Genomic DNA, 22,007 nt, shown 5'->3' with positions numbered 1-22,007 from the left:
TTTAATATGTACGATGCTCTTATTTGCTAGTTTTATCAAGAATCTCCCACATTTTTTCATCATATACTTTCTGATTCAACGAATGTGAATCATCAGTTCTTGTTTTTAGTATAAAAGATATTAATCCTCTTATTTTTGATTTTAAACGATAAGAATTGAGAGTTAATCTTAGATAAAAGAAGTGAAATATTTTTGAAATTGCGACGAAAAATTCATTAGAAAAAATAACTATAGATGACATCATCAATGCTGCACTCCAACCTACTAATTCTGAGTAAAACCCTTCATCAATTTTCTCTACAGGAGCAATAATAAAAATAACTTGGTAACAATAAATTAAAAGCGTAGGAAACAAAAAATGTTTAACTGTTACTTTCTTCTTGAAAATGGTTATTGGTTTTGGACGTAAAAAAAACAGGGATATAAATAATATTGGCGCCACTTTGGATAAAAAAGCAAATAGAAAGGAATAGGATGATGTGAAACCGTTAAAATTCCATTCATACCCAAATAATGTAATAACTTCTACTTTTGGTAAAAAGCGATAGCTATACAAAACAAATGGAAGTATAGCTATCGATATATAACAAAAAAGGCTTTTAATACTTTCACCCTTTAGTACCTGGTTCGATTTCTTCTTTGTCGATTTTAAATCTTGGATTTTCTTGTATGTTTTCAATTCCTGTTTCATCATTTAACTCTTTTTTTTCACAGCTACTTAGTGTTAAAATCATAAGTAACATACTGATTGAAATAATAAGATTTTTCATTTGAGATAATATTTTAAGGTTTGTTACCCTAAAATACTATTAAATAAGGGAATTACCCTTTATCAAACGATAATTGATTATAATTTTTTAGAATGATTTGGGGAAGTACTATTATACATTATAGTAGAATCAATCTAATTCAATATTTATCTTTTAAAACACTCAAATATACTGAAGAAAGTAGCATATTCGAATACGGTTTTTCCGTAACTCTCTGTTTTTGTGATAGTAAAACAATATCATCTTACTGATATTTAGAATTTTATGAAGTGCTGAAAATTAGAAAAAAAACCAATAATATTTCTATACTATCGATTTCTTTTGCGGTAACCCGTAAATATTTCAATAAGAGGCTTTTACTTATTAGTTCAGGTTCGTAAAAAACACCACTCATAATCAAAAAAATATCTTCTATGCCTTGTGGTGTTTTTGGATATTTTGGTGATGTAATTTATTAGGAACTGAAAGACAAGAATAGTAAAACTACGATTATTATTCTAACATGTCAATTTCCCCTTTATCTTAACTTAGATTTACAAATCTTCCTTGTCGTTGTCCAGACTTATATAATTGTGCCAGTTCAGCATGATGCTTCCCAAACCGCATTTGAAAGTGTGGTTTATCGACTAGTCCTACCCAATCCCCTCCCCATTCAAAACCAAGAGATTTTCCAAGTTCTCCTATTTTTTGCCAATTGGGGTTATCCCAAATCGCTTTTCCATTTTTAATCTCAACTACATCAAAAGCAAGCCCGTAGTTATGATAACTTTCCCCTGCTTTGGCATTGGTCACTATCCGACCAGGGGAGGATCTTCCTTTGTTATATAATCGGGTTTGTTCTTCCCATGTTCTAAGAGCAGAAGTGACACGCAATTTGATTCCTAATTCTTTTTCTGCTTTAATAATAAATTCTTTGGTTTTACTTCTAATATGTGGATGTAGGGTATCTATTCTTCTGTCTGAGACAATATCCCACGTTTTTTCTTTGATAAAATTAAGGGTTTGCATAGGTATGGATTTTAAGGTTTTCCGCTTTTTATAAGCGATGATAATAATGATAATAAACACAGTAGTTATAAGAATTTTAAAGGTGGTACTGGAAATAAGGTTACGATTCATAAGTAGTTAGGTTTAAAAAAGTGCTTTACATCAATTAATCCACAATATTTTTCCAATCCTGAAAATCTTCAGGGCTTAACTCTTTTCTAAGCCTGTCACTTAAGGATTCATCAAACTTTAAGCGGTAGGCATTAGCTATGGGCTGTAGTTTTCCTTTACTCTGGTAGCCTAGCCTTTCGATCTCTTTTTCATCTGTACCATCAACATTGATCATCCATGATATTCCTGATGGATTTGAAGCTGATCTATACTGCTGTGCGATTTGGTTAACATCCTGTGCTTCATTTTTATCAAACTTGCGTTGACGGATTCTATGGATCAGTTTTTTAATTTTTTTTTTGAACACGAAATACAGTATGATAATCAGTATGGCAATCTGCACTTTTCTGTTCATCAAAAAGGACTGCGTCGCTTTTGCTGCCTGTGCTATTACTAATGGGTTCATAGGTCTGTTTTTTTTATTAATGAATACCATATTATAGGCTACGCCACGGCAAAACGCTGAAATGCTTTTCTGGCAATCCCGATATAATCGGTCATACCAAGTTCTCCTCCTTCTTCAGGAATAACCTCTTTGATAAATTCTACAATTTCAGGATGTTCTACTATCACTTCTGAGGCTGCAATAAAATCTTCATGATCCAAGTGATCTTGTAAATCCTGAAAGGCTTGTAGTTTGGCTTCGAGTTCATTTTGGTCAGTGGCATTGATATTCAGGTTGATATTAAATGTTTTCATCGGTATTATTTTCTAAAGGGTTGTTTTCGTTTTCTATTATGGATTTTTGTTTTTCTTCTATTGTGGTATCAAAATCTTCTAATCCAAATTCTTCTTCCATCTCCATAAATTCAGGATTAGTATTCTCGGTTTCTCCTATTGGATGTTCTTTTTCTACCGCATCACTTATTGTATCATCCGTTATAGAAAACTGTACTTTGTTTCTCGGTTTAGGTTCTTTTTTTGAAGCTTCTGCTCCTGATAATGTACTACTGGTTTTGGCAAAAGGGTTACTTTTGATCCATTCGGTTACTACCGTTCCAAGCGTTGAAGGGATCAGCTTAACATAGCCTTTTAGCTGATCTCCCATCTCTGCACTTTTTTCTTCCAAAATAGCTTCCTGTTGAGCTAGGGATTGCTCACGTTCTGTAATCCTTGCTTCCCTCTCAGCAAGCATCATCTCCTTAAATTTTAAGGTTTGTTCTGCCAGTTGGTTATGTAATTCTGCCTGAAAACGTTGTTCTTTCAGCTCACTTTCCTTACGTAACCCTTCCAGTTGCAATTCCATCTCCTGACGGATCACATCGGTTTTGGGTTCTACAATGGTAGCCTCAGGCGAAGGGGTATTCAGGTTTATATTGACATTACCGTTTTTATCTACTTTATGGGGTATGCCATTGATTTTTATGGATTCATCTTCCTCCGGTTCTACCCATTCTATAGTTTCGTTGATACGAATAAAAATAGGAGCGTTTTGCCGTGAGGATTGCTCATTGACCCCAAATTTCACCTGAACCTCCGCATCCACATTATCATTGATGATACGATCCAGTATTTCTGCAAAGCTTCTGTTATCTTCGCTATCTTCTGAAGAAGTGATGCTTATACCACTTTCATCTTTGATATTCCAGTATTTGTAACGGGCAATCTTCTTTTTTGCCAGTTCCGGGGGGATATAGTTTTTCACGCGCTTCATATTAATATTGGATTCTTAAGAGTTGTACATAAAAATCTGCTCTGGCTTCACTCTTGAATTTGATATCCGATACTGACCTAAGAATCGTATTACTGGCATTGTATTGGGTGTTTTTACGATCCAAAGTCAGGATTTCTGTAGGCGTATGCACCTGTATACAAAAATTATAGACATTAGACCGGAAATAATGCAGGTATACCACTTCATTGACCCCTACTTTGATGGTCTCAGGAGCATAAATACGTTCATCGGTGATCAGTTTAGGGAGTTTATGGTGTTGCTTCTGGTCAGTAGCAATCATTTGATATAATAAGGAATCATTACTTTTCATGGGTTTTGGGTATTAAAAGTGATTAAATACAGGCTTACATACTGCGACTTGGATTGTATATTCTCTATACTTCCGGTAAGAATGGTACAGTCGGTCAGCTCATCCTCCCATTGCAGTATACGTCTGGATGGCGAAACATTTACAGGATCAGCACTCAGGAGTTCAAAACTGTTGATCTCCACATCTGAGCCATTTAAAAAGCTTATAGTGAGTTGTGTACCACTGGTTGCCAGTATCCCTGCCATATGTTTGTTATGCTTCTCCAAGACATACCTGAATGTTGTACGTTCTGAGGGCTTAAGGGTCTGCCCAACTATTCGGCTAATCTTTAGCTTAGTATCATTCATCGGCAAGTAACATATAGAGTTTAAAGGTATAGGGATAGGTTTCAGCTGTTCCACTATCAATATATTCCAGTTCTATCTTTTTCCCATCTGCAATTTCCAGAAGGGGAAAAAAACGTTCTTTGGGAGAGACGTGATTACTGCTCTGTAAAAACTCCACTTCAAAGTTTTTAGGAAACAGTTCTTTGCCCGATAAGGTAAATGAGCGTAATACATGACCTTTACCAATGCTACTAAGGATCGCCACTCCCATAAGGTGTTTGTACCCGATATCCAGATCATCGGTAATACGGATTTGATTCCCTGCTTGGAGTACTTCCGTTTCTATCAGTTGGATTTTAGTATTCATATCGTTTTATTTTGAGAGATGGGTACTTCAAGACCCGGACAAATAATATCCGGATCAGTAGGGTCTGTCCCTTGGGATGGGGTACTGACACAGGACAATACCCCATAGGTAAAAGCAGTGTAGGCTGCTATTCCATCATCGGTAGTTCTAAGTAGTACAGGTAATGCCTGTATTTCTTCTTCTTTAAGGCAAAGTACCGCCTCAATTAACTCTTCTGCTGTAGTTATACAATCTCCATTTGGAGATGTATTATCCTGACACAATTTTAAATCCTTTCTAAGGTCTTGTATGATGGCTACCTGTTTTACAATATCGGTAGCTTGCGTGGTATTGATACCCTTTAGCCGAGCTAGTTCAGCATCTCTTTTTTCCAAAAGTTCCACCAGTTCTGCTTTGAGTAAACTATTATAATCTTTCATAAGGTTTTGGAATTTGTAGTGCTATTGTCCCATAGTCTTGGGGGAAACATGGGGACAATAGCCCTAGTTAAAAAATGATTAGAAGCTGTATACTGATGTTCCTTCCAGAAATACTTTTAGAAAACCTTTGACCTCGTTAGGCAGGTTGACATTAAATTCAATTGGGGTTTGTGGATTGATAATCTTAGGGTTATTCAGGATATACAGCCCAAAGGGTTTTGTGGTATTATAGCCATAGAAGCCATCAAAAAACTTACGGATAGGTTGTTTCTCAAATACCTTTTGTCCGTTAAGTTCCAGTTCCCATTCCCCGTTTAAAAGGTCAGCCGGGAAAGGATCAGTAAAACACCCTTCTATACTCTCCTTGTCAAACAATAACCGGATGCCTGATAAGGTTAAAAACCTATCCTTGTTGAGCTTTCCATTATCAATATTGGTCATTCCCAATTTCTCGGAAGTGGAGAGTTTAATCAGTTCTGAGCGTGTGCCTTTGAGTTCATTAGTGGCATAGTACGGAGCATCGGATATTTGCGCTTTACCACGGATTAAATCCTGTTGCAGTTGACGGGGCAGTTTGTGTACACGCTCTAGAAAATGTCTTCTAAACCGGGATGCCCCTATTTCATTTTTAACAGCATTACGCACCCGGCTTACTCTTCCGCCTCGTCCTCTGGCTCTGCCTACTTCTCCGAGTCCGGCTAAAATAATTTCATCGTTTGTTAAATCGTTCATTGTATTCTGGTGTATTTAAGTATTAATTTTATTATATCTGTTTGGCAGCCCTTTTCAAAAGGGTGCTGTACTTGGTTTTGGGATGTGTTTTTTGCAATTGCTTGGCTTTGCGATGCATGGCTTTTAACCGATTGGTATTTGATCTGCTACCAGATGACCCACTTATCCCTTTGGAAGTAGTCCTGCGTGCAGGGGTTCTTCCTTTTAATTGTGGGGTAGTCCTTTTCCTGTTAGTAGTACTACCTCTAACCGGGGTGCTGCGTTTTGCTACTGATAACCTTCTGCGGTTTCTGGCTCTGGTCTTTGCTGCTTTGATACCGGCAAGGGATCGTTTTTTCTTCTTTTCACGTTTGTTGTAAAAGATCACGGCAAGTACTGAGAGCCCAATGCCAAAAAAGACCACTTTCTTTTTATGGGTGCTAAAAAATCGTTTTATTTTACTCATTAGTCCTTCCTTTGATTGTTGAGGATTAGAAAAACTAGGAGTAGTACCACCACGATTGCTTGTGGTTACACTCGTTCTTGGAGGGATAAAACGGGCAGGTTTTCTGGCAGGGGGAGTAAACGATGGTCTTGTGGGGGTTCTGGGAATAGCTACAGGAGCAGGTTTACGCCTAATGATCTTATTCTTTATCTTTTTAAACAATTTGGCAGGGTTGATACTGGATAACAGTTTTTTGACAAATACAATAAACCCACTGGCTGCTGCGGTACTCCCGGTGGCTACTGCCCCCAAACCACTCAGACGTAATCCTGTTTTTTTGGCTGCCTTACCACGAACAATCGCTTTTCTAAACTTACTTCTGCGACCACCAATTTTTCTAAAGAAATTTTCAGCCTTATTTTTCTTACCAACCAGTTTGCGCCACTCATTCAGGTCTAAATTTTGTTGCCGGGCTTGGCTCTCTGTTAAATACCCATAGATCAGTTTTTGAGAGAACTTAAACAGGTTCAGCTTCAGCACTAAAATAATTGCCCCTCGCATCACTAGGGTAGCCGGGTTAAAACGGACTACAGCTTTGACCACTTTTTTAACCCCTTTTCTGATTTTACGAAATACTTTTCGAAAAAAACCACTTAGGTTAGGAGTGATATCGATAGTCTCAAAATCATCAAACTCCATCGTATCAAATCCTTCTAAGTTATCATCTTCCACATCTTGATCTTCCAGTACATCCTGTAACAAATCTTCATTATTAGGAACTCTGGCTAAGTATAAAGGTTCATCCATATCATCATCAAATCCTTGTAGGCTCTCTTCTTGCAACCCATCAAGGCTTTCTTTGATTGCCCTAAAGAAATTAGTATACTGGCTACCGGATTCAATAGCCTCCATAAGGGCAGTGTCCCTGTCTTCGGGGTCTTCCCAAACCTGCATAAGGGTATCCACCAGTTGCAATTCTTTGGTGACATTGACCAGTTGGCTTAATACCGTTGGGGCTTGCTGTTCATCCAGTAGGGCTTGTCGGGCTTTGTTCACTTCTGCCAGAATCCCACGCTCTAAAAGCGCAATATGATCTGATGTGCCATTGAGTACAATATCTGCTTCATTCTCGGCATATACCTCTTCAAAACCTGAAAGGAAATTGCTTTCCAACAGCAAATCTTCATAATCATCTTCAATACCTTCTAACTGGTATGGTTCATTTAATTCTTCGAAAAAATCATTCTGGATTTCTTCTTCGGTTACGGGGAAGTCACTATCTTCCATAAGCTCGGGATCGACACCCGAGAGTTCATGTAATTCCATAGAAATTGTTTTTAAGTCTATAATGGGTTGTTCTTCATAATTGAAGTAGGGGATTTCCGGGACAACATCGATCACAAAAGCTTCGCCTTTAGTATCAAAAGCTACAGGGTAGATGTGTTGGAATTTGCCTTTTTGTTCATAAGCTACCACACGGTATTCATGAGCAATTCCCAGATGTAATAGCATGGCACTGATTAGAATCGTATAATCATCACAGTCAATCCCAAAATTAACATCTACAAGTCCTTTTTGTCCGTCTACAAGGCTACGTGAAGGGGTTCGTAATTCCTCTATACCTGCGGAGTCTAGTTTGTAGCGGGTATGCTTCCGTAAATAGTTCCAAATGTTTTCTGCCGTTTCTGCGATAGTACTACCTTCCAGTTCTAATGCCAATGCACTGACTTGTTTATAATCCCGAAGCGCAATGCCTTGCATAGCTTCAAGAGTGTCAGTAAGATTTGCATTACTCTTAAGGGTGGTTCTAAATCCTTTATATCCGGTAGGAGTGCTAATCCCTTCTAATGTCTTTGCAGAGTTTTTAATGGTAGCAAAGCCTTTTTTTAGGATACTTTTGATAAGAGGGCTAACGTTATTTACTAAATCCCGGTCAGGATAGGCAGGGCTCTGATACGTTTTGGAAACCAAAAATGTATTTTTAATCTTTTTGGCATCTAAAAGCATGCGGATATAGACCTCAAAGGTTCTGGCAAAAACTTCATTACGCCTGTTCCAGTAATCATCAAACTGTTTTAGGTGGTTATGAAATTCAGTTTCTTCTCCTTTTTTGGTATAGTAGAGTCGATTAAAGAAATTTTCAAATTCCTTCTCAAAATAATTCCCTTGCTCTGCTATTTCAGGAGCATAGCCTTTTCGGGTGGTACGCCCTCCTGAAACGTAGTTCAGCGTTTTACTAGTTGTTACATAACTGATCATATTATCAATGGCATGTGCATACTCATGTGCCAGTACACCACCCATCCCTTGGGTTTTAGTAAGGTTGATCACCCCAAAAGGCGTCGGCTCATAATGCCCCAGTGCCCGGCTATGCCCCCTTGCTCCAAGAGCAAGGGAAAGCCTGCCATCCATTCCCATGGCAGCATCTTTAATCCCTAGGATTTGAGCTAGATGATGCAGGGAAAGCATAGCACCATATAAAAAGTTGGCACGGTCTTGTTGACTCATCCAATTGCCAAACTCAATACTTCTAAGATTAAAATGATCAAGGGCTGTATTACTATCAAAAAGCCAGTCCTGTTTTTGCTTTTTTCCAAACAGGGATATTGTCTTTTTATCGGGCTCAATATGAGTCCAGTGACGATCAATACCACCTCCGCGAACCACCTGCCCGGCATCTTCGATCTTACCTAGTATAGTATCCCATGGGTCGGGTATGTGGGTATTTGGAATCATTTCTGTTTTTCTTTAGGTTTTTCAGCAGCCGATTTGATAAGGGCTGCCTCATGGGTATTTGATTTACGGTACAGGTGTTTGATATCACTTTTGATCTCATGGATATCGGCTTCAATGCCCTTATCAATCTGTACCTGTATCCCCCGGATAAGGGCACGTAGTTCATTGGTGTACTCAGTAAGTTCTTTAATGAGTTGTTTTACCTCTGCGTGAATGGTTTTTAGAAAGTATCCAAGGATACCCACAAGACCACTAAAAAGGATCGGAATCATAATGTTATACAGTGTATTCATAGGGTTAAATAATTAAGGTTTCTTCAATAGGTATAGATATGGATTCAGCTTCTACAAATCCTTTTAAGACAATGGGAAGCCCATATTTTCCGGTGGTTAAAAAATTAGCAGCTACACTGGATAGCCCCCCAATACCCTGCAATGCAGAGATGACCACCTGTGCACTAATGGTGTAGGAAAGTGGCAGGGTACTGTTTTGATTAGGTTGTAATGTAAAGGACTGTGCTAGTGGAGCTGCTTGTGCTGCCAGTACTTGCCCGTTCTCGGTATAGGCATCTACTTTGATTTGGGAGATGGTAAAAGTCGATGGACTGAAGTTACCAAGGGACAGGACAATGTTACTGACAGGAGAAAGGGAAAAGTTTAAGAGTTTGAATTTTTCTACTCCAATAGTAAGGCGTTTGGCATGACGGATCTTTTTGAAAATATGCCATCCGGTTACCCCCAGTGGAGCAAGGATTAATAGTGATATAAGGAGTCTTGTTTTTTTCATAGGACAAAGATGCACCTATGAGAAAGGGAGCTTTCGAGTTGAGGAGTTTAGAGGAAGATTAAAATGAAAACAAAACCTTTAAAAATGATAGTAGAGGTTTAAAGGATATTTTTGAGGTTAGGATTAGTTTAGGTGATTTTAAACGAATAAAAGTTTGTAACTTTCTACGGTAATGAAATTAGATATTATACCATATGGATAAGAAAATAAGAGATTTCTTTAAACCAACGCCAATTATTAACCTATTAGTCCATTTTGCTAAAAGTAATGTTTATCATGAAATATTTGTTTTCAAACAATTTATATATGACATGGATAGTTCCATGAAAAAACATCAGAATGTTTTTATAGAAGGGGTTAAAGACATTAAGTTTCAATCTGAGGAAGAAAAATATGATTTCGAAAATTATTATGAAATGGAGGATGAGAAATACTTTAACATATATCCCAAATTTATTCTTCACTCGGTGGTTATTACACTTTATTCACATTTAGAAAATAAAATAACTAGTTTAATTCAAATGTTAGAACACCATAATGAAGAAGACCTAAAAGAACGTTTGGATAAGATTAAGGGTAAGTCAGATTTACAGAAATATAAGAAGTTTTTGAAAGTAAATTTTGAGGTTGAGTATTCCGCTGATCTATGGGATCGGGTTAATAGAATCAGATTGATAAGGAATAGTATTGTACATGATAATTCCTCACTTCATCGTTCGAAATACGAAAGCGTCAAACGGTTTATGCTAAACAATACCAAAACTTTTTTAATTAATGATAATAAATTCAGAATTACAGATTCATCAGTTTTGATAGGATGTACTGAGGTGATCGGTGATTTTTTAACTCAAACTTATTGTCAAGTTGAAAAAAAACTAGTTTAAAAATGATAAGTGACTTTTAAAGTGCATGTGGTGTTTAATTATATCTTAAATATGATAATATATGAGCCAGTTTGAGGAAGCTAAATATTTGGAAATTTATATAACCATAGAAGATTATATTGATAAAGTGCATTATCAAAAAATCTTTTGTCCAGAGTGCAAGATTGCACCTATTCATATTGTTAGAAAGCAGAAAATTCCTCCTTATTTCGCCTCAAATAGAAAAGAGGAACACCATCAAGATTGCCAGCATTACGAAGAATTTATTCCTAATAAGAATTTAGTGAGATTAATTAATAGTAATCAAATTGAAGATCAAAAAAGGTTAGAGTTTCTAATAAGGTCAAACCTTAAAGCATCTTTAAGGTTATTATTAGGAAACGAAAAAGGGAATAACTTTAATACTAATTTTTTAGAAAATAATTCTTCTACTAATACAGAGAAAAAAGGAAATACTGATCGTTATAAGAAAGAAAGTATTCCTAGAGTCCATATTAAAAATCTTAGGAAAAAAGAAGAACTATTAGATAATCACATAATTATTTATGGTAAAGCTGAATTGGAAATCAAAAATCATGAAAGAACAAATAAACAGACAAAAGAAAAATTCACAGTTAAGCAACTAATTTTTAGAAGAGAAGGAAAGTTTGTTTTTTCGATATCATTATCAGGGTATAAAGCAAACAATCTTAGTCAAGAAAATGGTAATATTAGTTTTGCAGTATTTGGAGAATTGAAAAAAAACAGTTCTTTCTTGAATATAAAATCACACACATTGAGGATTTGCAGATTTGTTAGTGATTTTAGAAGTTGATTTTAACTATATCAAGCTTATTTTAGTTAACATTTAGTACGTTTTGAGGTTGATTTAGTAGTAAAGGAGTACTGTTTCTGCTAGTATTTGATCATAAAGAAACGAATTAGATACAAAAAAAACCGACATTTTTCTGTCGGTTTCGATATTTTAAAGGAAAAAAGAGAAGTGTATATGTACTAAGAACAAATTAAATTAGAATGTTCTGGCATTCCCAAAAGGGAAGTGATAATTTCTATTTGTTTTGGAGTGTAACAACGAGAACGATATTCTCCTATTTGTTTTTCAAAAGGTTTGATCCAGTTTGCAAAAGTTTTATCGGTTACGCTGTAGGCTTGAGCAAGTGTTTTTTTAGATGTTGATTTGTACGTCATAGATTTCAATATTAAAAGGATTATTATTTTGGTGGATAAAAAACATGTTGTTTGAGCCATTTTATACGTTCGGCTTTACGTTGTTGTTTTGCTGTCATTTTTCTTGGTGCTCTACGAATTTCCATAGACCTTAAATCCTTTTCAAGCTTCTGAAAAAGTTTTAACTGCTCGTCTCTTGAGAGTGATTCTACAATTGGAAATATGGTTTCTGCTACCAATATGTAATGCTTCTTTTTTAGGTTATTTGAATACGAAAAGGCTTTAAAGCGCTTTAAGGTTCATTTTTTTGTATATTTGACTAGATTTGAATACAAAAATAGTTTAAAATATTGAACATTTAAAATGTTTTTAATCAAAAATCAACTCTAAAAATGTAATATTTTGAACTTTAAAGAATTAGTTCGAAATTTTAACTTTTATACAATGGATTTACAAAAGATAAAAGAGATAGCAGATCAAAAAGGTAAGCTAATCAAGGATTTAATTGAAGAAACAGGGATTAAGAAAGGAACACTTTTCAATTATATGAAAGGTAAAACCCCTATAACCCTAGAAGCATTCCTGAATATATCGGATGTTTTAGAAACTCCTCCTTTAGAATTATTAGCTTTAGTTCAAAATATTGAACTAAATGCTGATGCTACTAAAATGATTCAAAACATAGAATCCAATAGCGATGCTATACCAATTGATACCCTAAATGTAAATGTGATGATGATTCCTTTAGTAAACCAATATGCCTATGCAGGCTATTTAAATGGATTTTCTGATGAGGATTATGTTGAAGAATTACCAAAAATGCCATATCTGGCTGATCGGGAGTATAAAGGTAATTATGTGTTCTTTGAGGTGAAAGGGGAATCTATGGATAATGCTAGTTATGAAAGCTATCTGGAAGGTGATCTTATTCTATGCCGGGAGGTAAGACAAGATTTTTGGAGTAGTAAATTGCATATCAATAAATGGGATTTTGTGATTGTGCATAAAACCGAAGGGATACTTCTAAAAAGAATTACAGATCACGATGTGGATAAAGGGACATTGATACTTCATTCTCTAAATGATTATTATGAAGATATCAAAGTTCATCTAAAAGATGTAGCTAAAATTTTTAATGTGGTGGATGTAAGGAGGAATAGGAGTAGGAGGTAAGAGCTTCAATGAAAATTGGTTGTTGTGGAAATCCGTAATGGAATATAAAATGATACAAGTAAATTAGCTTAAAATAAATATATGATATAGTAAGAATAATGATTATTCTAAATTATATCATATATTTATTATAATAAGAATTGAATGATAATAAATTACAAAGAGTTTTTTAAAGTTTTAGGAAGCGCTTTTTTAGAAGCTTTTAAATGGAGTTTAGGAAAATGGATTATCACCGTTGGTTTTAGTTTGTTGACAAGTTTTATAATTCCTATTGGAAAAGAAGTTCTTGAATGGGATACGGTAACAGCATTAATTTTTGCTCTTGTTATATCTTTGGTTCTGTATATATTAAGGTTCTTAATAATAGCCTTGAAAGAATCTATAAAATACTTTCATTCGGTTTATAAAGAATCTGTTTATGGGGATGCCATTATTCTTTTAAAAGAAAGTTTTGCCGAAGCACACTATTATAGGAAAACTCCTGAATTTCAAGATGAAGACTTTATGAGGTCAATGATGGTTTTTTGTAATAATTTGAAACTCATATATGATAAAATAACTAAATCAGATTGTTCAGTTTCTATAAAAGTCCCAATAAGAGATGTAAGAGTAGGAGAGCAAACAATATTAAAAAACTTGACTAGAAATAAAGAAAATAAGTCAAGAGATACAGAAGAATATAATAATATTGAGCATACAATTATTGGAAATTCTGCATTTAGCAATTGTTTAGATAAGGTTTTGAAAAATAATCAAAAAAAATATTATATCAATAGCGATGTAAACAATGAAAAAAATTATCGCAATACAAGTAAAGAATGTTATGAGGATGAAATACTCCCATATGATAGTGAACTTGTTCACCCTATAGTTCCTTTAAAGGTAAGTGATAATGACAATTATAATTGTCATGGATTTATTTGTATTGATTCAAATAAAAAGGATTCTTTCGATGATAAGTATGCCACTGCGATTATAGAAGGTGTCGCAGATGGTATATATGATATAATAGAACAATTTAATTCTGAGAAAAATGACAACTAAAGTAAAAGTAAATTCTTTTTTTGAAATTAAGGAAAAAACTGATGAATCGGTAGTGTATCAAAGAATTATCAATCCCAAGGGAAGGAAGCCAAAAGAAGTTGAAAAAATAGTAAATAATTTGCCGACTGCTACAATGCATACATTTTCAGAGGAAGAGTATGATCACTTAAAGAGTATTGAAGCTAAGTTAGAGGATGAGTTTGAAACAAAGTCTAAAAGTTCAAGTTTCATCGCACGGGCATTTTTTACTTTTCTAGAGATATAAAAAAGACACTAATATAGGTTATACTAAGTTATAGAGTTTTTACACTTTTCTCATGATTAACTTTTATAAGAGCAATTTAAAATACCAATTTAAATTTTTCAGTAATTGGTTTGAGTTAAATTTAAAAAGTCAAATCATAAAAAATAATCAAGAAGTAATGAGTAGTCCAGTATGAATACCAAAGAATAAATCCCAGAAGTTTTTTACATTTTTAACAAAACAATATTAGTAATACGTCGAATTTAATTAGAATGAAATGCCAAATGATCTTTTTGATTTAACTTTCTATAAAGAACTTTATAATAAAGAATTCGATAGAAAAAAAGAAATAGATTCTTCAATAAGTTATCCTACAACCTTAATATCTTTATTTATCGGAGTATTATTATACCTATTAAACATGATTGATTTTGGAAATATAAAAAATGAATCAGTGTTGAAAATTGTATTAGCCATATTTTTTTTAACTTCTTTTTCAGCGTTAATAATAGTTTCTATTGGTCTATTGATGACGACTTATATTAATCTTTTTAAGAAATATCAATATTTGCCGCATGCTAAACAGTTATTTGATAAGGAAGTAGAGCTTTTGAAGCATTATAGAACTCATTTTTTGGAAGTAAATAAAGAGAACATAGATCAAGAGTCTAAGGAATGGGCACTAAATGAGTTCAATTCTAACCTTTTAGATTATTATGTAAGGTTTACTAATAATAACCAGATGGTTAATGATGCAAGGGAAAGAACTTATTATTTATCAAGAAAATATTTATTAATAGCTGCTTTAGTTTTATTACCATTAGGATTATTAATCATTTCAAAATAAACTGTTACATGTCAAATCAGAAACCACCAACACCACCTCCACCACCTCCGGGAAGAACACATAGTATGCCATCTCCTAGTAGATCTAAACCAAATATTCAAAGACCAACTACTCCTTCCAAACCTAAAGGTATGTAGAGGTATAAATTTTAACTAAACAATAAATAAAGCATATGAGAAAATGTATTGCTGTATTCTATGCCAGTCATCATCATTTTGATAATGAACATAAATCTTTTATCTCTTGGAATCAAAATGATGATGTGATTGATCTACTCCAAGTTGAAAGTCTAATTAAAATGAGAAGTTCTGAATATTTTGGTTATATATCTGAAAAAAAAATCCAAATAATACCAGAAGATATTCAAGTACAAATAATAAGAACAGAAATATTAAATTAGAAGTGTTGTAAGTCTAAAATAAAAACTATTTTTGTTTTATTGTTTAATAGCATTTTTACTGATTTTTAGGTTTAGTGAATACTAAACCGAATACAGGAGCGTTAAAAAACACCATTTTTAAGAAGTTAATTAGCTGATTATCAATGTAGGGTTTTTGCTTCGGGAAACTCATAACCCGAAGGTCACTGGTTCGAGTCCAGTTCCCGCTACTAGCAATAACCTCTTGATTTTCAAGAGGTTATTTTCGTTTATACGAGGAAATTTCAATTGTGTAATTCGATTTTTAAGCAATGGTGGAAGGAATTGGTGGAAGGAATTTTAAGTTTTATTCTTCAAAAATGTTCAAATTCTTTACGGCTGAACTAACAATTTTCTCGTCGATATAGTGTTTTTTCAAGATATCGTCAGTAGAGTGAGAAGATAGGGTTTTGGTATCTCCATTTACCGCTATATCTAGGTATGTTAAATATGTTTTTCTTAAGCACTTAAATAATAATCTTCGTCCAGTGTTAAGCTGTTTATAGTAGTGGTTAAATCCTTTAGAGATTAAGTCCATTATGGTTGCTGTTGAAAGGTCATCTCTGTCTGGACAAAGAATGTAATTACTGCTGTTAATATTGTTTTTGTATCCAAGGTCATTTAATATTTGCATTAGACCAGCAGTTATTGGGAATATTTTGGGCTTTACTTTGTCTTTTGTTGCTTCACCTGCCATTCTCTCTACCTTGAAATTATTTATGTGTATGAAGGCGGGTTTATTGTCAAGCTCTTTAATCATATTCCAACGCAAAGCAACTATTTCTTCTCTTCTTCCTCCTGTATGTAAAGCAAGTCTTAGAGCATCCTTCAAGTATGGACGATAGAGGTTTCTTTGAAATGCCCTTTTTTTACTTTTTGAAGTTACCGTTCCGTTTTCTGGTTTAATGATATTAAGTAAAGAATCAAATTCTTTTTTAGTGATGGAATCCTTGTCAACAAAAGAACTCCTATTCTGAACCTTAGTAAAAGGGTTTTTCCCTTCCACTGAGTATTTGTCTATAGCCCATCCGAAAAAAGTAGATAGAGAAGACATTTTTTTGTTGTATGTGCTATTGGCGTATTCTAAGTCATTTATTAAGTAGGAATGGAAATAACCTACGTGCTGTGGTGTTATCTTTTCCAGTGTTATAGTTCTTTTGTTCACCTTGTTTTTGGTTAATGATTCATTGAAAAGTTTTAGGCATTTTTTTTGTTCTTTAATGTGTTTCTCTGTTCTGTTTTTTCTTTCGTGCTCTGGAACATTTATATTCCTTAGGAAATTTAGATATTCAATTTGAGCAGCGACGAGATAATTCAAGTAAACTTTTTCATGAGTCGAGCTTGTCTGTCCTGTTAGATCTTCCATAAACTCTGTTCTGAATTCTATGGCTTCGATTAATGCCATTTCATAAGTGGTTGAATTAAGAATTTTTCTAGCTAAGCGTTTTGATGTTCCTGGGATATGTACACGAACTCTATATCTGTGTTTTGAAAGGTGTTTACAGGTTGAGATTTTTTTGCCTGATAATTTACAAGTAGGTTGAGTGATTTTTTCATTTACTATTTTGTGAGTCCAAGAAAATTCTTTTTTACATGTTGTTTCCATACATAAAATAGTCATTCCTTTTCCTTTCTGTTTTGGAAGTTTTTTTCGCTTCATCTTAGTTATTTTTTATAATTCATTAGCAAATTCAATTGCTTCTTTTGAAAGAGGTTTTACTCCCATTGAAGCATTACTTCTTTTCTTTTTTCTGCTTTGGGTTGCAATTACGTAGCCATAACGGTCGTCTTCAAGATATAGCCTGTAGAGTTCTTCCCATTTATCGGGAGCTTGTTTCTTAAAAAGTTGAATAATTCTTTTGTCCATTTCTGCTTCTACTAGGAATCGGTAAGACATTTTTTTTCGACCTATTACAAGTATTGGTAGTTTTAATTTTTCACACCATTTCTGAGCTGTGCCAATGTTTTTAGCTTTTAAAATACTTGATATCTCTGATAATTCTATATATTTTTCATTAGTATCCATTTTAATACTTAATTGCTGTTTCTCCAATTGTAGCGTTGGTCAAAACAGTAGTTATAAGTGTGCATGACTTGTAGCGGTCATCTTGCGTTAATAATTATTTTCTGGCAAAATTGGTTCTAATTGTTCTGTGAGCAGAAACAATCTTACCATTTTGCTGTTTTATTTCCATATTTTGATATTCTCCAGACTCTATCAGCTTTTCAATTTTGTCTAGGTCTTGAATCCTTTCTATACCTTCGATTGAATCCACATCACCATTTCTTTTAGTTACTTTAATTGTTTTGAATGTCTTGTTTCTGATGATCTTAAGAATCTTAGTTTCGTCGTCTGTAAGTCCTGCTGTTTGGCTAAAGTTTGGAAGCTTATAAACAGGGTCAAGATTAATTTTAATTGCTTTATGTAGTGAAAGTGCTGTATGGTTTTCAATTTCTCCAGATTTGAGTTTTAAGAAATAATCCCTTTCATCGAGCATCCAAATGGCATCAATGCCCTTGTCATAAGAGATAACTATATAAATGGGTTGATTGTAAAGAAGAACTAAGAATGTGTAGTATTCCATTGCGGGATATTCTTTGTTGTCTTCTGCGGTTAAAGTTTCAAACAATACTTCCTTAATGGCTTTCATTTCGGTATGTGTAAATCTCAATTGTTTCATTTCGTTTAATATTCCCATCCAGATGATGTCGATAGCACTAAAGTAGTTCCATCTTCTTAATGCATTAGGATCTCTTTTGTCATCTAATACTCCAGACTGTTTCCAGCTATGTACTGTTCTTCTTGAAATTCCCTGAAGGTCTTTTGCTTCAAAAATCAATTCATTTAAAGCCTTGCTATGATTTTTAAAGTCTATTTGCTTTGAGTCCATATAATCTTTATAAATGTGTTTGAGCTAATATAACATTTTTATATTACGTTACACTAACGTAACGTATAATTAACAGAACCTTCTGTAAATTTGATCGAGTTTTAGGTTCTGTTCGTTAATTTTTAGTTATTCCTTACTCTTTATGGTTAATAATTCTTTAAGAGCTTCCGTCTGTCCTTTCTGTGCGTCAAAAGCCATTTTATTACATTCTGCTAAATCGGTATTTAATTTTTGTATGCTTTCTTCAAGTCTAACTTTACCTCTTTCATACCTTTCTTTTTCTGCCGTGAGCTTATTAACGTCTTGCTCAAGATTGCTATTAGTAGTTATGATGTCTATTTTTCTTCTGGATAGAAAAATCATTCTATCAAAAACCTCTATGATTTCTTTTCTTTTCTCGGTAAATGTTTCTTTGGAGAACGCTTTATTGAAATGGGTTTTTATATTCAATAATTCATTTTCTGTTTCGTCGCAAAATTTCTTAGCTTGTTTTCCTTTTAGCTCTTTATTCTCTGATCTAAATAATTCTAATCTTTGTTCAATTTCACCGAACACTTCATTGATGTCATCATTATTGGAAGTGTTTACGGTTTTCTGTTTTGACAAGAAGGCGTCTTTTGCATCGATGGTTTCATCATAAAAGAAATTGAAATCAATATTGAATGCCTTGCCAAGATTGAATATTAAAAGGTGCGGAGCGCTTTTTCCCTTACCTCCTTTTACCTCTTTTCCTCGCATGTGGGTAATAATATTTCTATTGTGTGGGTAGAACTTTATTCCAAATGCAGTTTCGTTTACAAGATCAAGATTTTTTTGCGTTTTATTGTGTGATTCTATAAGGTAATCTACAAGTTTAAGTACTTGTTTGTCTATAATTCCTAATGCTGACATGTTAAATACGTGTTAAAATTTAAAATTTCTATAAATTTTCAAAACTGATTATCAGTTAGTTAGTGTGATTGACGATAAGTTTAAAGAAACTTGTTTTTAAATTTTAAAGAAATATTCTATAGATTTGAGAAAGTTTCAAGAAAATTTAAAAACTAATTGCTTTGACAACTTGTTTTTAATCAATATGTGGCAAATGTATATAAATTTTCTATAAACTTTCAAGAAAATTTACAAAAATTTTAAAAACACTTGGGGATGTACACAAAAAAAGAATTTGAAGAACAATTGGAAACGCTCTACAACTACTACAAAGAGCCTATTCACAAACTTGTCGAAAGATCTGGACTTACCAGACCAACGGTTACTAAATTTTTGGAGGGAAATACTTTACGCTCTTATAATCAAGATAAGCTTATTGAAGCCGTGATTAAATTGAATGAGGAAGCTCAGGAAAAAAGGAGATCCCTTCAGGAGCGTGGAAAGCGCATTATACAGTTAGAGTTAGAACTAGCTGACGCGGAGCATATAGAGAAAAGTGAATCTGCATAATTTAAAATCGAGGGAAAACAATGAAGATAGTCACAATTCGAGAATCTCAGAGGAAGGAACTCCTTGGTGAAATAAACCAGGTATTTAAGAGAAAAAAGAGACCAAGCACTACACCTATTCATTACAGGAAGGTACTCATCAAAAGGGAGGGTTGAGCATTATAAATTCTATTAAAATTGGGAATAATGATTATCAATTGCTATGGAGCAATTGCAGAGTTTTTATGTCCTGATCTTCAATTTGAAAAGATAACAACTACTATGATTATTAACTATTCCATTTCATTTCAGGCGTTGGATCAATTTGTATTTCGATTCAATAATGATCAAGAAACCATTGGTACAAAGATTAGGCAGTCAATGTTGGCTACCGCAAAAGAAGTCATCAAAATTTATGGGGTTTCTCTGGTGAAATCAAACAAAGTTACACCAATAGATCCGTGTAACCTTCCTTCTTTAAGGACGAATAATATGCAACTAGCTACGATTACCCAAGCTAGTGGTAGAACGATTCAAAGGCACATAGATCGTTTGTTAGAATGCGGCATTTTAACCGAAAAGATATGGCATGGTTCTCATTCCAGTTATGAGCTGTTCATAAATCCGAAAATCTTGTGGATAAAAGGCGTTGGAAGTGTTGATAAGGCAAAAGAGAACAGAAAGGGTGATGAAAATTTAAACATTGAAAATCAGCACATTAAAAATAATATTACTCCAAAATGTCCTCATTCATACACTAGTAAAAAAACTAATAAAAGAAATAATAGAATAATAGCTGTTGAAAAGCTTCAAAACAGTTGGCAAGTGAATTTCGATTCAGCTTCGGATTTGACTCAAAAAAATACAAATAAAAGTGCTGAAAAAACAGAAGAAAGGTGTTCGCCTTCGCTCACGGTTAACGATCTAACTGAAAAAAAACCTAAAAAAGAGACTGAAAAAACACGAAGGAAAGACCTTTTGAAAGAAGATGCACGAAGGAAAGATGCTTGGCGGGAAGAAACCGAGCTTGATGAAAAAACTGCGCAGGGTAGGCAAACTGGCGCTGAAAAAATCAAGAACGAACATAGCAAGGAAGTCAACGACCATCCCTGTGATGCTACCCGCCACGCTTTCCTATCGAAATATGTCAATGAGCTTTGGGCATTGGCAAAGGACGTTTTGTACAAGGATACGTGGTTAAATAAGCGACAATGTAACATTGCGCTGTCTCTTTTGTATCAGTGGTATGAACCTGTCTCAGATGAAAAAATAGAATATGTTCATAATGTCTACAAATCCCGAATTCACATCGCTCGTGACTATGTTGATCGTGATCCTGATCATCGTTTTATCAAACTTCCATATGAATATTTTAATCCTAAATCCGAAGGTGGTTTTGCAGGGACAATGCCTTGGTATCAGGCTGATAAAAAACATAAGGAGGGCTTAAAATTAAAAAGGGTTTTACGGCAAGAAATTAGAAAATTCAGGAATAATGAAAAGAAGGATACGGCAGAATCACGACCTCGCCTGACGGTATTCAGGGAGTGCGAACAGCGTATAAGTAAGTTGGGGATACCAGAGTTGTTAAGCAAGTTTTATGCTGCTGTTTTAAACCCAAAATTAAAGGAATAATTCAATAAAAAAAGAGAAAAAATGGAACAAAAGACAAAAAGGAAAAGTCCAAGGTTGGCAGAAAAATTAAGAAAAGCTGTTAAAAATTTGAATGTTGATGTGTTCGGATATGAAACAAGAGTAACCAAAAACATCATTAGCTATTTTTCAAAACTTTCTAAAGAAACGGACTTACCACAGGATAGATTAGTAGTACGAATTTTCAAAGATAGAACAGCTATAAATGTTGCAGTGCATAATCAGGGAAGACCTGTTAAAAAGATACCTGTTAAAGAACTAATTACCCTATTTACAAATTCCGAACCCTCTGGATTTTTTAATCTGGAAGCCAAAGTGATACGCGGAATAGAAACATTTATGGCTGAGTTTTCTGAAGCGCATAACCTCAATGTGGATCAATTACAGATTTGTATTATCACTAGTCATGACAAAGTATGGGTTAAAGGATATAAGGGTGGAAATTCTTGCCAAACTGACCCACCTATTCCTATTATATTGACCCAGTAAATCCTATTTAAACTGACCCACCTATTCTTGTTTAAATTGACCCACCCCCAAAAGTGTGTGTATTAAATAACTTGTA

General features: G+C 34.1%; 30 protein-coding genes. 11 read left to right on the top strand and 19 right to left on the bottom strand.

Going from position 1 to position 22,007, the window contains the following annotated elements; all coding sequences use genetic code 11:
• Nucleotides 1-19: 19 nt before the first annotated feature.
• The 13 genes from FOF46_RS04715 to FOF46_RS04655 all read right to left on the bottom strand — a co-directional run bounded on the left by FOF46_RS04715 (nt 20) and on the right by FOF46_RS04655 (nt 9,718).
• Nucleotides 20-694 (bottom strand): hypothetical protein, encoded by a 675-nt coding sequence (locus FOF46_RS04715; protein ID WP_143915641.1) that lies wholly within the window; start codon nt 692-694, stop codon nt 20-22.
• Nucleotides 695-1,292: 598 nt separating this feature from the next.
• A complete protein-coding gene (locus tag FOF46_RS04710) occupies nt 1,293-1,778 on the bottom strand; it encodes a M15 family metallopeptidase (RefSeq protein ID WP_208746749.1) in 486 nt (161 codons plus the stop codon).
• Between the two features lie 145 nt (nt 1,779-1,923).
• Nucleotides 1,924-2,334: a hypothetical protein gene (locus FOF46_RS04705; protein ID WP_143915639.1), complete on the bottom strand. Its 411-nt coding sequence runs from the start codon at nt 2,332-2,334 to the stop codon at nt 1,924-1,926.
• 38 nt (nt 2,335-2,372) lie between these two features.
• On the bottom strand, nt 2,373-2,627 hold the full coding sequence (locus tag FOF46_RS04700; protein WP_143915638.1) for a hypothetical protein: 255 nt from the start codon (nt 2,625-2,627) through the stop codon (nt 2,373-2,375).
• Nucleotides 2,614-3,573 carry a hypothetical protein gene (locus FOF46_RS04695; RefSeq protein ID WP_143915637.1) on the bottom strand — a complete coding sequence of 320 codons (960 nt, stop codon included), beginning with the start codon at nt 3,571-3,573 and terminating at the stop codon, nt 2,614-2,616. The genes FOF46_RS04700 and FOF46_RS04695 overlap by 14 nt, the downstream gene beginning before the upstream one ends.
• Nucleotides 3,574-3,583: 10 nt before the next feature.
• On the bottom strand, nt 3,584-3,913 hold the full coding sequence (locus tag FOF46_RS04690; RefSeq protein ID WP_143915636.1) for a hypothetical protein: 330 nt from the start codon (nt 3,911-3,913) through the stop codon (nt 3,584-3,586).
• Complete coding sequence (locus FOF46_RS04685) at nt 3,910-4,260, bottom strand: hypothetical protein (protein WP_143915635.1); 351 nt, start codon at nt 4,258-4,260, stop codon at nt 3,910-3,912. Before FOF46_RS04685 ends, FOF46_RS04690 begins: the two co-directional genes overlap by 4 nt.
• The gene (locus FOF46_RS04680) at nt 4,253-4,606 is read right to left on the bottom strand and encodes a hypothetical protein (protein ID WP_143915634.1); all 354 of its coding nucleotides are present in this window, start codon (nt 4,604-4,606) and stop codon (nt 4,253-4,255) included. The genes FOF46_RS04685 and FOF46_RS04680 overlap by 8 nt, the downstream gene beginning before the upstream one ends.
• Nucleotides 4,603-5,025 carry a hypothetical protein gene (locus FOF46_RS04675; RefSeq protein WP_143915633.1) on the bottom strand — a complete coding sequence of 141 codons (423 nt, stop codon included), beginning with the start codon at nt 5,023-5,025 and terminating at the stop codon, nt 4,603-4,605. The genes FOF46_RS04680 and FOF46_RS04675 overlap by 4 nt, the downstream gene beginning before the upstream one ends.
• Nucleotides 5,026-5,103: 78 nt before the next feature.
• Nucleotides 5,104-5,757, bottom strand: coding sequence for a hypothetical protein (locus tag FOF46_RS04670; protein ID WP_143915632.1), 654 nt, complete (start codon nt 5,755-5,757; stop codon nt 5,104-5,106).
• A gap of 31 nt (nt 5,758-5,788) precedes the next feature.
• Nucleotides 5,789-8,917: an LPD1 domain-containing protein gene (locus FOF46_RS04665; RefSeq protein WP_143915631.1), complete on the bottom strand. Its 3,129-nt coding sequence runs from the start codon at nt 8,915-8,917 to the stop codon at nt 5,789-5,791.
• Nucleotides 8,914-9,210, bottom strand: a complete 297-nt coding sequence (locus FOF46_RS04660) for a hypothetical protein (protein ID WP_143915630.1) — start codon at nt 9,208-9,210, stop codon at nt 8,914-8,916. Before FOF46_RS04660 ends, FOF46_RS04665 begins: the two co-directional genes overlap by 4 nt.
• Nucleotides 9,211-9,214: 4 nt before the next feature.
• Nucleotides 9,215-9,718, bottom strand: coding sequence for a hypothetical protein (locus FOF46_RS04655; protein ID WP_143915629.1), 504 nt, complete (start codon nt 9,716-9,718; stop codon nt 9,215-9,217).
• A gap of 179 nt (nt 9,719-9,897) precedes the next feature.
• Here FOF46_RS04655 and FOF46_RS04650 point away from each other — a divergent pair, with 179 nt between their 5' ends.
• Nucleotides 9,898-10,587: a hypothetical protein gene (locus tag FOF46_RS04650; protein WP_143915628.1), complete on the top strand. Its 690-nt coding sequence runs from the start codon at nt 9,898-9,900 to the stop codon at nt 10,585-10,587.
• Nucleotides 10,588-10,648: 61 nt separating this feature from the next.
• Nucleotides 10,649-11,401 (top strand): hypothetical protein, encoded by a 753-nt coding sequence (locus tag FOF46_RS04645; protein WP_143915627.1) that lies wholly within the window; start codon nt 10,649-10,651, stop codon nt 11,399-11,401.
• A 179-nt stretch (nt 11,402-11,580) separates the two neighbouring features.
• Here the strand turns inward: FOF46_RS04645 and FOF46_RS04640 are convergent, their stop codons facing one another.
• Nucleotides 11,581-11,775, bottom strand: a complete 195-nt coding sequence (locus tag FOF46_RS04640; RefSeq protein WP_143915626.1) for a DUF4248 domain-containing protein — start codon at nt 11,773-11,775, stop codon at nt 11,581-11,583.
• Nucleotides 11,776-11,798: 23 nt separating this feature from the next.
• Entirely contained in the window at nt 11,799-11,993 is a 195-nt protein-coding gene (locus tag FOF46_RS04635) for a hypothetical protein (RefSeq protein WP_143915625.1), read from the bottom strand.
• A 205-nt stretch (nt 11,994-12,198) separates the two neighbouring features.
• Between FOF46_RS04635 and FOF46_RS04630 the strand changes: the two genes are divergently transcribed.
• The 6 genes from FOF46_RS04630 (at nt 12,199) to FOF46_RS04610 (ending at nt 15,462) form a co-directional block, all read left to right on the top strand.
• Nucleotides 12,199-12,927, top strand: a complete 729-nt coding sequence (locus tag FOF46_RS04630; protein ID WP_143915624.1) for a LexA family transcriptional regulator — start codon at nt 12,199-12,201, stop codon at nt 12,925-12,927.
• Between the two features lie 144 nt (nt 12,928-13,071).
• Nucleotides 13,072-13,971, top strand: a complete 900-nt coding sequence (locus tag FOF46_RS04625; RefSeq protein WP_143915623.1) for a hypothetical protein — start codon at nt 13,072-13,074, stop codon at nt 13,969-13,971.
• Entirely contained in the window at nt 13,961-14,236 is a 276-nt protein-coding gene (locus FOF46_RS04620; protein WP_143915622.1) for a hypothetical protein, read from the top strand. Before FOF46_RS04625 ends, FOF46_RS04620 begins: the two co-directional genes overlap by 11 nt.
• A 256-nt stretch (nt 14,237-14,492) precedes the next feature.
• A complete protein-coding gene (locus tag FOF46_RS04615; RefSeq protein ID WP_143915621.1) occupies nt 14,493-15,062 on the top strand; it encodes a hypothetical protein in 570 nt (189 codons plus the stop codon).
• 8 nt (nt 15,063-15,070) lie between these two features.
• The gene (locus FOF46_RS32925) at nt 15,071-15,199 is read left to right on the top strand and encodes a hypothetical protein (protein WP_262713246.1); all 129 of its coding nucleotides are present in this window, start codon (nt 15,071-15,073) and stop codon (nt 15,197-15,199) included.
• Between the two features lie 35 nt (nt 15,200-15,234).
• Nucleotides 15,235-15,462: a hypothetical protein gene (locus FOF46_RS04610; protein ID WP_143915620.1), complete on the top strand. Its 228-nt coding sequence runs from the start codon at nt 15,235-15,237 to the stop codon at nt 15,460-15,462.
• Nucleotides 15,463-15,787: 325 nt separating this feature from the next.
• Here FOF46_RS04610 and FOF46_RS04605 read toward each other — a convergent pair whose 3' ends face one another.
• The 4 genes from FOF46_RS04605 to FOF46_RS04590 all read right to left on the bottom strand — a co-directional run bounded on the left by FOF46_RS04605 (nt 15,788) and on the right by FOF46_RS04590 (nt 19,262).
• Nucleotides 15,788-17,140, bottom strand: a complete 1,353-nt coding sequence (locus tag FOF46_RS04605; RefSeq protein ID WP_143915619.1) for a site-specific integrase — start codon at nt 17,138-17,140, stop codon at nt 15,788-15,790.
• A 12-nt stretch (nt 17,141-17,152) separates the two neighbouring features.
• The gene (locus FOF46_RS04600) at nt 17,153-17,533 is read right to left on the bottom strand and encodes a hypothetical protein (RefSeq protein ID WP_143915618.1); all 381 of its coding nucleotides are present in this window, start codon (nt 17,531-17,533) and stop codon (nt 17,153-17,155) included.
• A gap of 67 nt (nt 17,534-17,600) precedes the next feature.
• Complete coding sequence (locus tag FOF46_RS32485; protein ID WP_244299568.1) at nt 17,601-18,371, bottom strand: hypothetical protein; 771 nt, start codon at nt 18,369-18,371, stop codon at nt 17,601-17,603.
• 126 nt (nt 18,372-18,497) lie between these two features.
• On the bottom strand, nt 18,498-19,262 hold the full coding sequence (locus FOF46_RS04590; RefSeq protein WP_143915617.1) for a hypothetical protein: 765 nt from the start codon (nt 19,260-19,262) through the stop codon (nt 18,498-18,500).
• 255 nt (nt 19,263-19,517) lie between these two features.
• Between FOF46_RS04590 and FOF46_RS04585 the strand changes: the two genes are divergently transcribed.
• From FOF46_RS04585 to FOF46_RS04575, 3 genes are all read left to right on the top strand, one after another.
• Nucleotides 19,518-19,811, top strand: a complete 294-nt coding sequence (locus FOF46_RS04585; protein ID WP_143915616.1) for a hypothetical protein — start codon at nt 19,518-19,520, stop codon at nt 19,809-19,811.
• A 185-nt stretch (nt 19,812-19,996) separates the two neighbouring features.
• Entirely contained in the window at nt 19,997-21,424 is a 1,428-nt protein-coding gene (locus FOF46_RS04580; RefSeq protein WP_143915615.1) for a hypothetical protein, read from the top strand.
• Between the two features lie 21 nt (nt 21,425-21,445).
• The gene (locus tag FOF46_RS04575; RefSeq protein ID WP_143915614.1) at nt 21,446-21,931 is read left to right on the top strand and encodes a hypothetical protein; all 486 of its coding nucleotides are present in this window, start codon (nt 21,446-21,448) and stop codon (nt 21,929-21,931) included.
• Nucleotides 21,932-22,007: the final 76 nt, after the last annotated feature.

It is taken from the genome of Aquimarina algiphila, assembly GCF_007489275.1.
In the GTDB taxonomy this organism is placed as follows: domain Bacteria; phylum Bacteroidota; class Bacteroidia; order Flavobacteriales; family Flavobacteriaceae; genus Aquimarina; species Aquimarina algiphila.
This window is presented reverse-complemented; position numbering and strand designations above follow the sequence as displayed.

What these genes read in the sequence shown, in the direction of transcription:
- FOF46_RS04575 (WP_143915614.1), top strand. Translation starts at nt 21,446, where the DNA reads ATGGAACAAAAGACAAAAAGGAAAAGTCCAAGGTTGGCAGAAAAATTA.
- FOF46_RS04715 (WP_143915641.1), bottom strand. Translation starts at nt 694, where the DNA reads ATGATGAAACAGGAATTGAAAACATACAAGAAAATCCAAGATTTAAAA.
- FOF46_RS04705 (WP_143915639.1), bottom strand. Translation starts at nt 2,334, where the DNA reads ATGAACCCATTAGTAATAGCACAGGCAGCAAAAGCGACGCAGTCCTTT.
- FOF46_RS04625 (WP_143915623.1), top strand. Translation starts at nt 13,072, where the DNA reads ATGATAATAAATTACAAAGAGTTTTTTAAAGTTTTAGGAAGCGCTTTT.
- FOF46_RS04590 (WP_143915617.1), bottom strand. Translation starts at nt 19,262, where the DNA reads ATGTCAGCATTAGGAATTATAGACAAACAAGTACTTAAACTTGTAGAT.
- FOF46_RS04685 (WP_143915635.1), bottom strand. Translation starts at nt 4,260, where the DNA reads ATGAATGATACTAAGCTAAAGATTAGCCGAATAGTTGGGCAGACCCTT.
- FOF46_RS04615 (WP_143915621.1), top strand. Translation starts at nt 14,493, where the DNA reads ATGCCAAATGATCTTTTTGATTTAACTTTCTATAAAGAACTTTATAAT.
- FOF46_RS04660 (WP_143915630.1), bottom strand. Translation starts at nt 9,210, where the DNA reads ATGAATACACTGTATAACATTATGATTCCGATCCTTTTTAGTGGTCTT.
- FOF46_RS04690 (WP_143915636.1), bottom strand. Translation starts at nt 3,913, where the DNA reads ATGAAAAGTAATGATTCCTTATTATATCAAATGATTGCTACTGACCAG.
- FOF46_RS04700 (WP_143915638.1), bottom strand. Translation starts at nt 2,627, where the DNA reads ATGAAAACATTTAATATCAACCTGAATATCAATGCCACTGACCAAAAT.
- FOF46_RS04605 (WP_143915619.1), bottom strand. Translation starts at nt 17,140, where the DNA reads ATGAAGCGAAAAAAACTTCCAAAACAGAAAGGAAAAGGAATGACTATT.
- FOF46_RS04675 (WP_143915633.1), bottom strand. Translation starts at nt 5,025, where the DNA reads ATGAAAGATTATAATAGTTTACTCAAAGCAGAACTGGTGGAACTTTTG.
- FOF46_RS04665 (WP_143915631.1), bottom strand. Translation starts at nt 8,917, where the DNA reads ATGATTCCAAATACCCACATACCCGACCCATGGGATACTATACTAGGT.
- FOF46_RS04670 (WP_143915632.1), bottom strand. Translation starts at nt 5,757, where the DNA reads ATGAACGATTTAACAAACGATGAAATTATTTTAGCCGGACTCGGAGAA.
- FOF46_RS04640 (WP_143915626.1), bottom strand. Translation starts at nt 11,775, where the DNA reads ATGACGTACAAATCAACATCTAAAAAAACACTTGCTCAAGCCTACAGC.
- FOF46_RS32925 (WP_262713246.1), top strand. Translation starts at nt 15,071, where the DNA reads ATGTCAAATCAGAAACCACCAACACCACCTCCACCACCTCCGGGAAGA.
- FOF46_RS04650 (WP_143915628.1), top strand. Translation starts at nt 9,898, where the DNA reads ATGGATAAGAAAATAAGAGATTTCTTTAAACCAACGCCAATTATTAAC.
- FOF46_RS04610 (WP_143915620.1), top strand. Translation starts at nt 15,235, where the DNA reads ATGAGAAAATGTATTGCTGTATTCTATGCCAGTCATCATCATTTTGAT.
- FOF46_RS04585 (WP_143915616.1), top strand. Translation starts at nt 19,518, where the DNA reads ATGTACACAAAAAAAGAATTTGAAGAACAATTGGAAACGCTCTACAAC.
- FOF46_RS32485 (WP_244299568.1), bottom strand. Translation starts at nt 18,371, where the DNA reads ATGGACTCAAAGCAAATAGACTTTAAAAATCATAGCAAGGCTTTAAAT.
- FOF46_RS04630 (WP_143915624.1), top strand. Translation starts at nt 12,199, where the DNA reads ATGGATTTACAAAAGATAAAAGAGATAGCAGATCAAAAAGGTAAGCTA.
- FOF46_RS04710 (WP_208746749.1), bottom strand. Translation starts at nt 1,778, where the DNA reads ATGCAAACCCTTAATTTTATCAAAGAAAAAACGTGGGATATTGTCTCA.
- FOF46_RS04680 (WP_143915634.1), bottom strand. Translation starts at nt 4,606, where the DNA reads ATGAATACTAAAATCCAACTGATAGAAACGGAAGTACTCCAAGCAGGG.
- FOF46_RS04645 (WP_143915627.1), top strand. Translation starts at nt 10,649, where the DNA reads ATGAGCCAGTTTGAGGAAGCTAAATATTTGGAAATTTATATAACCATA.
- FOF46_RS04620 (WP_143915622.1), top strand. Translation starts at nt 13,961, where the DNA reads ATGACAACTAAAGTAAAAGTAAATTCTTTTTTTGAAATTAAGGAAAAA.
- FOF46_RS04580 (WP_143915615.1), top strand. Translation starts at nt 19,997, where the DNA reads ATGATTATCAATTGCTATGGAGCAATTGCAGAGTTTTTATGTCCTGAT.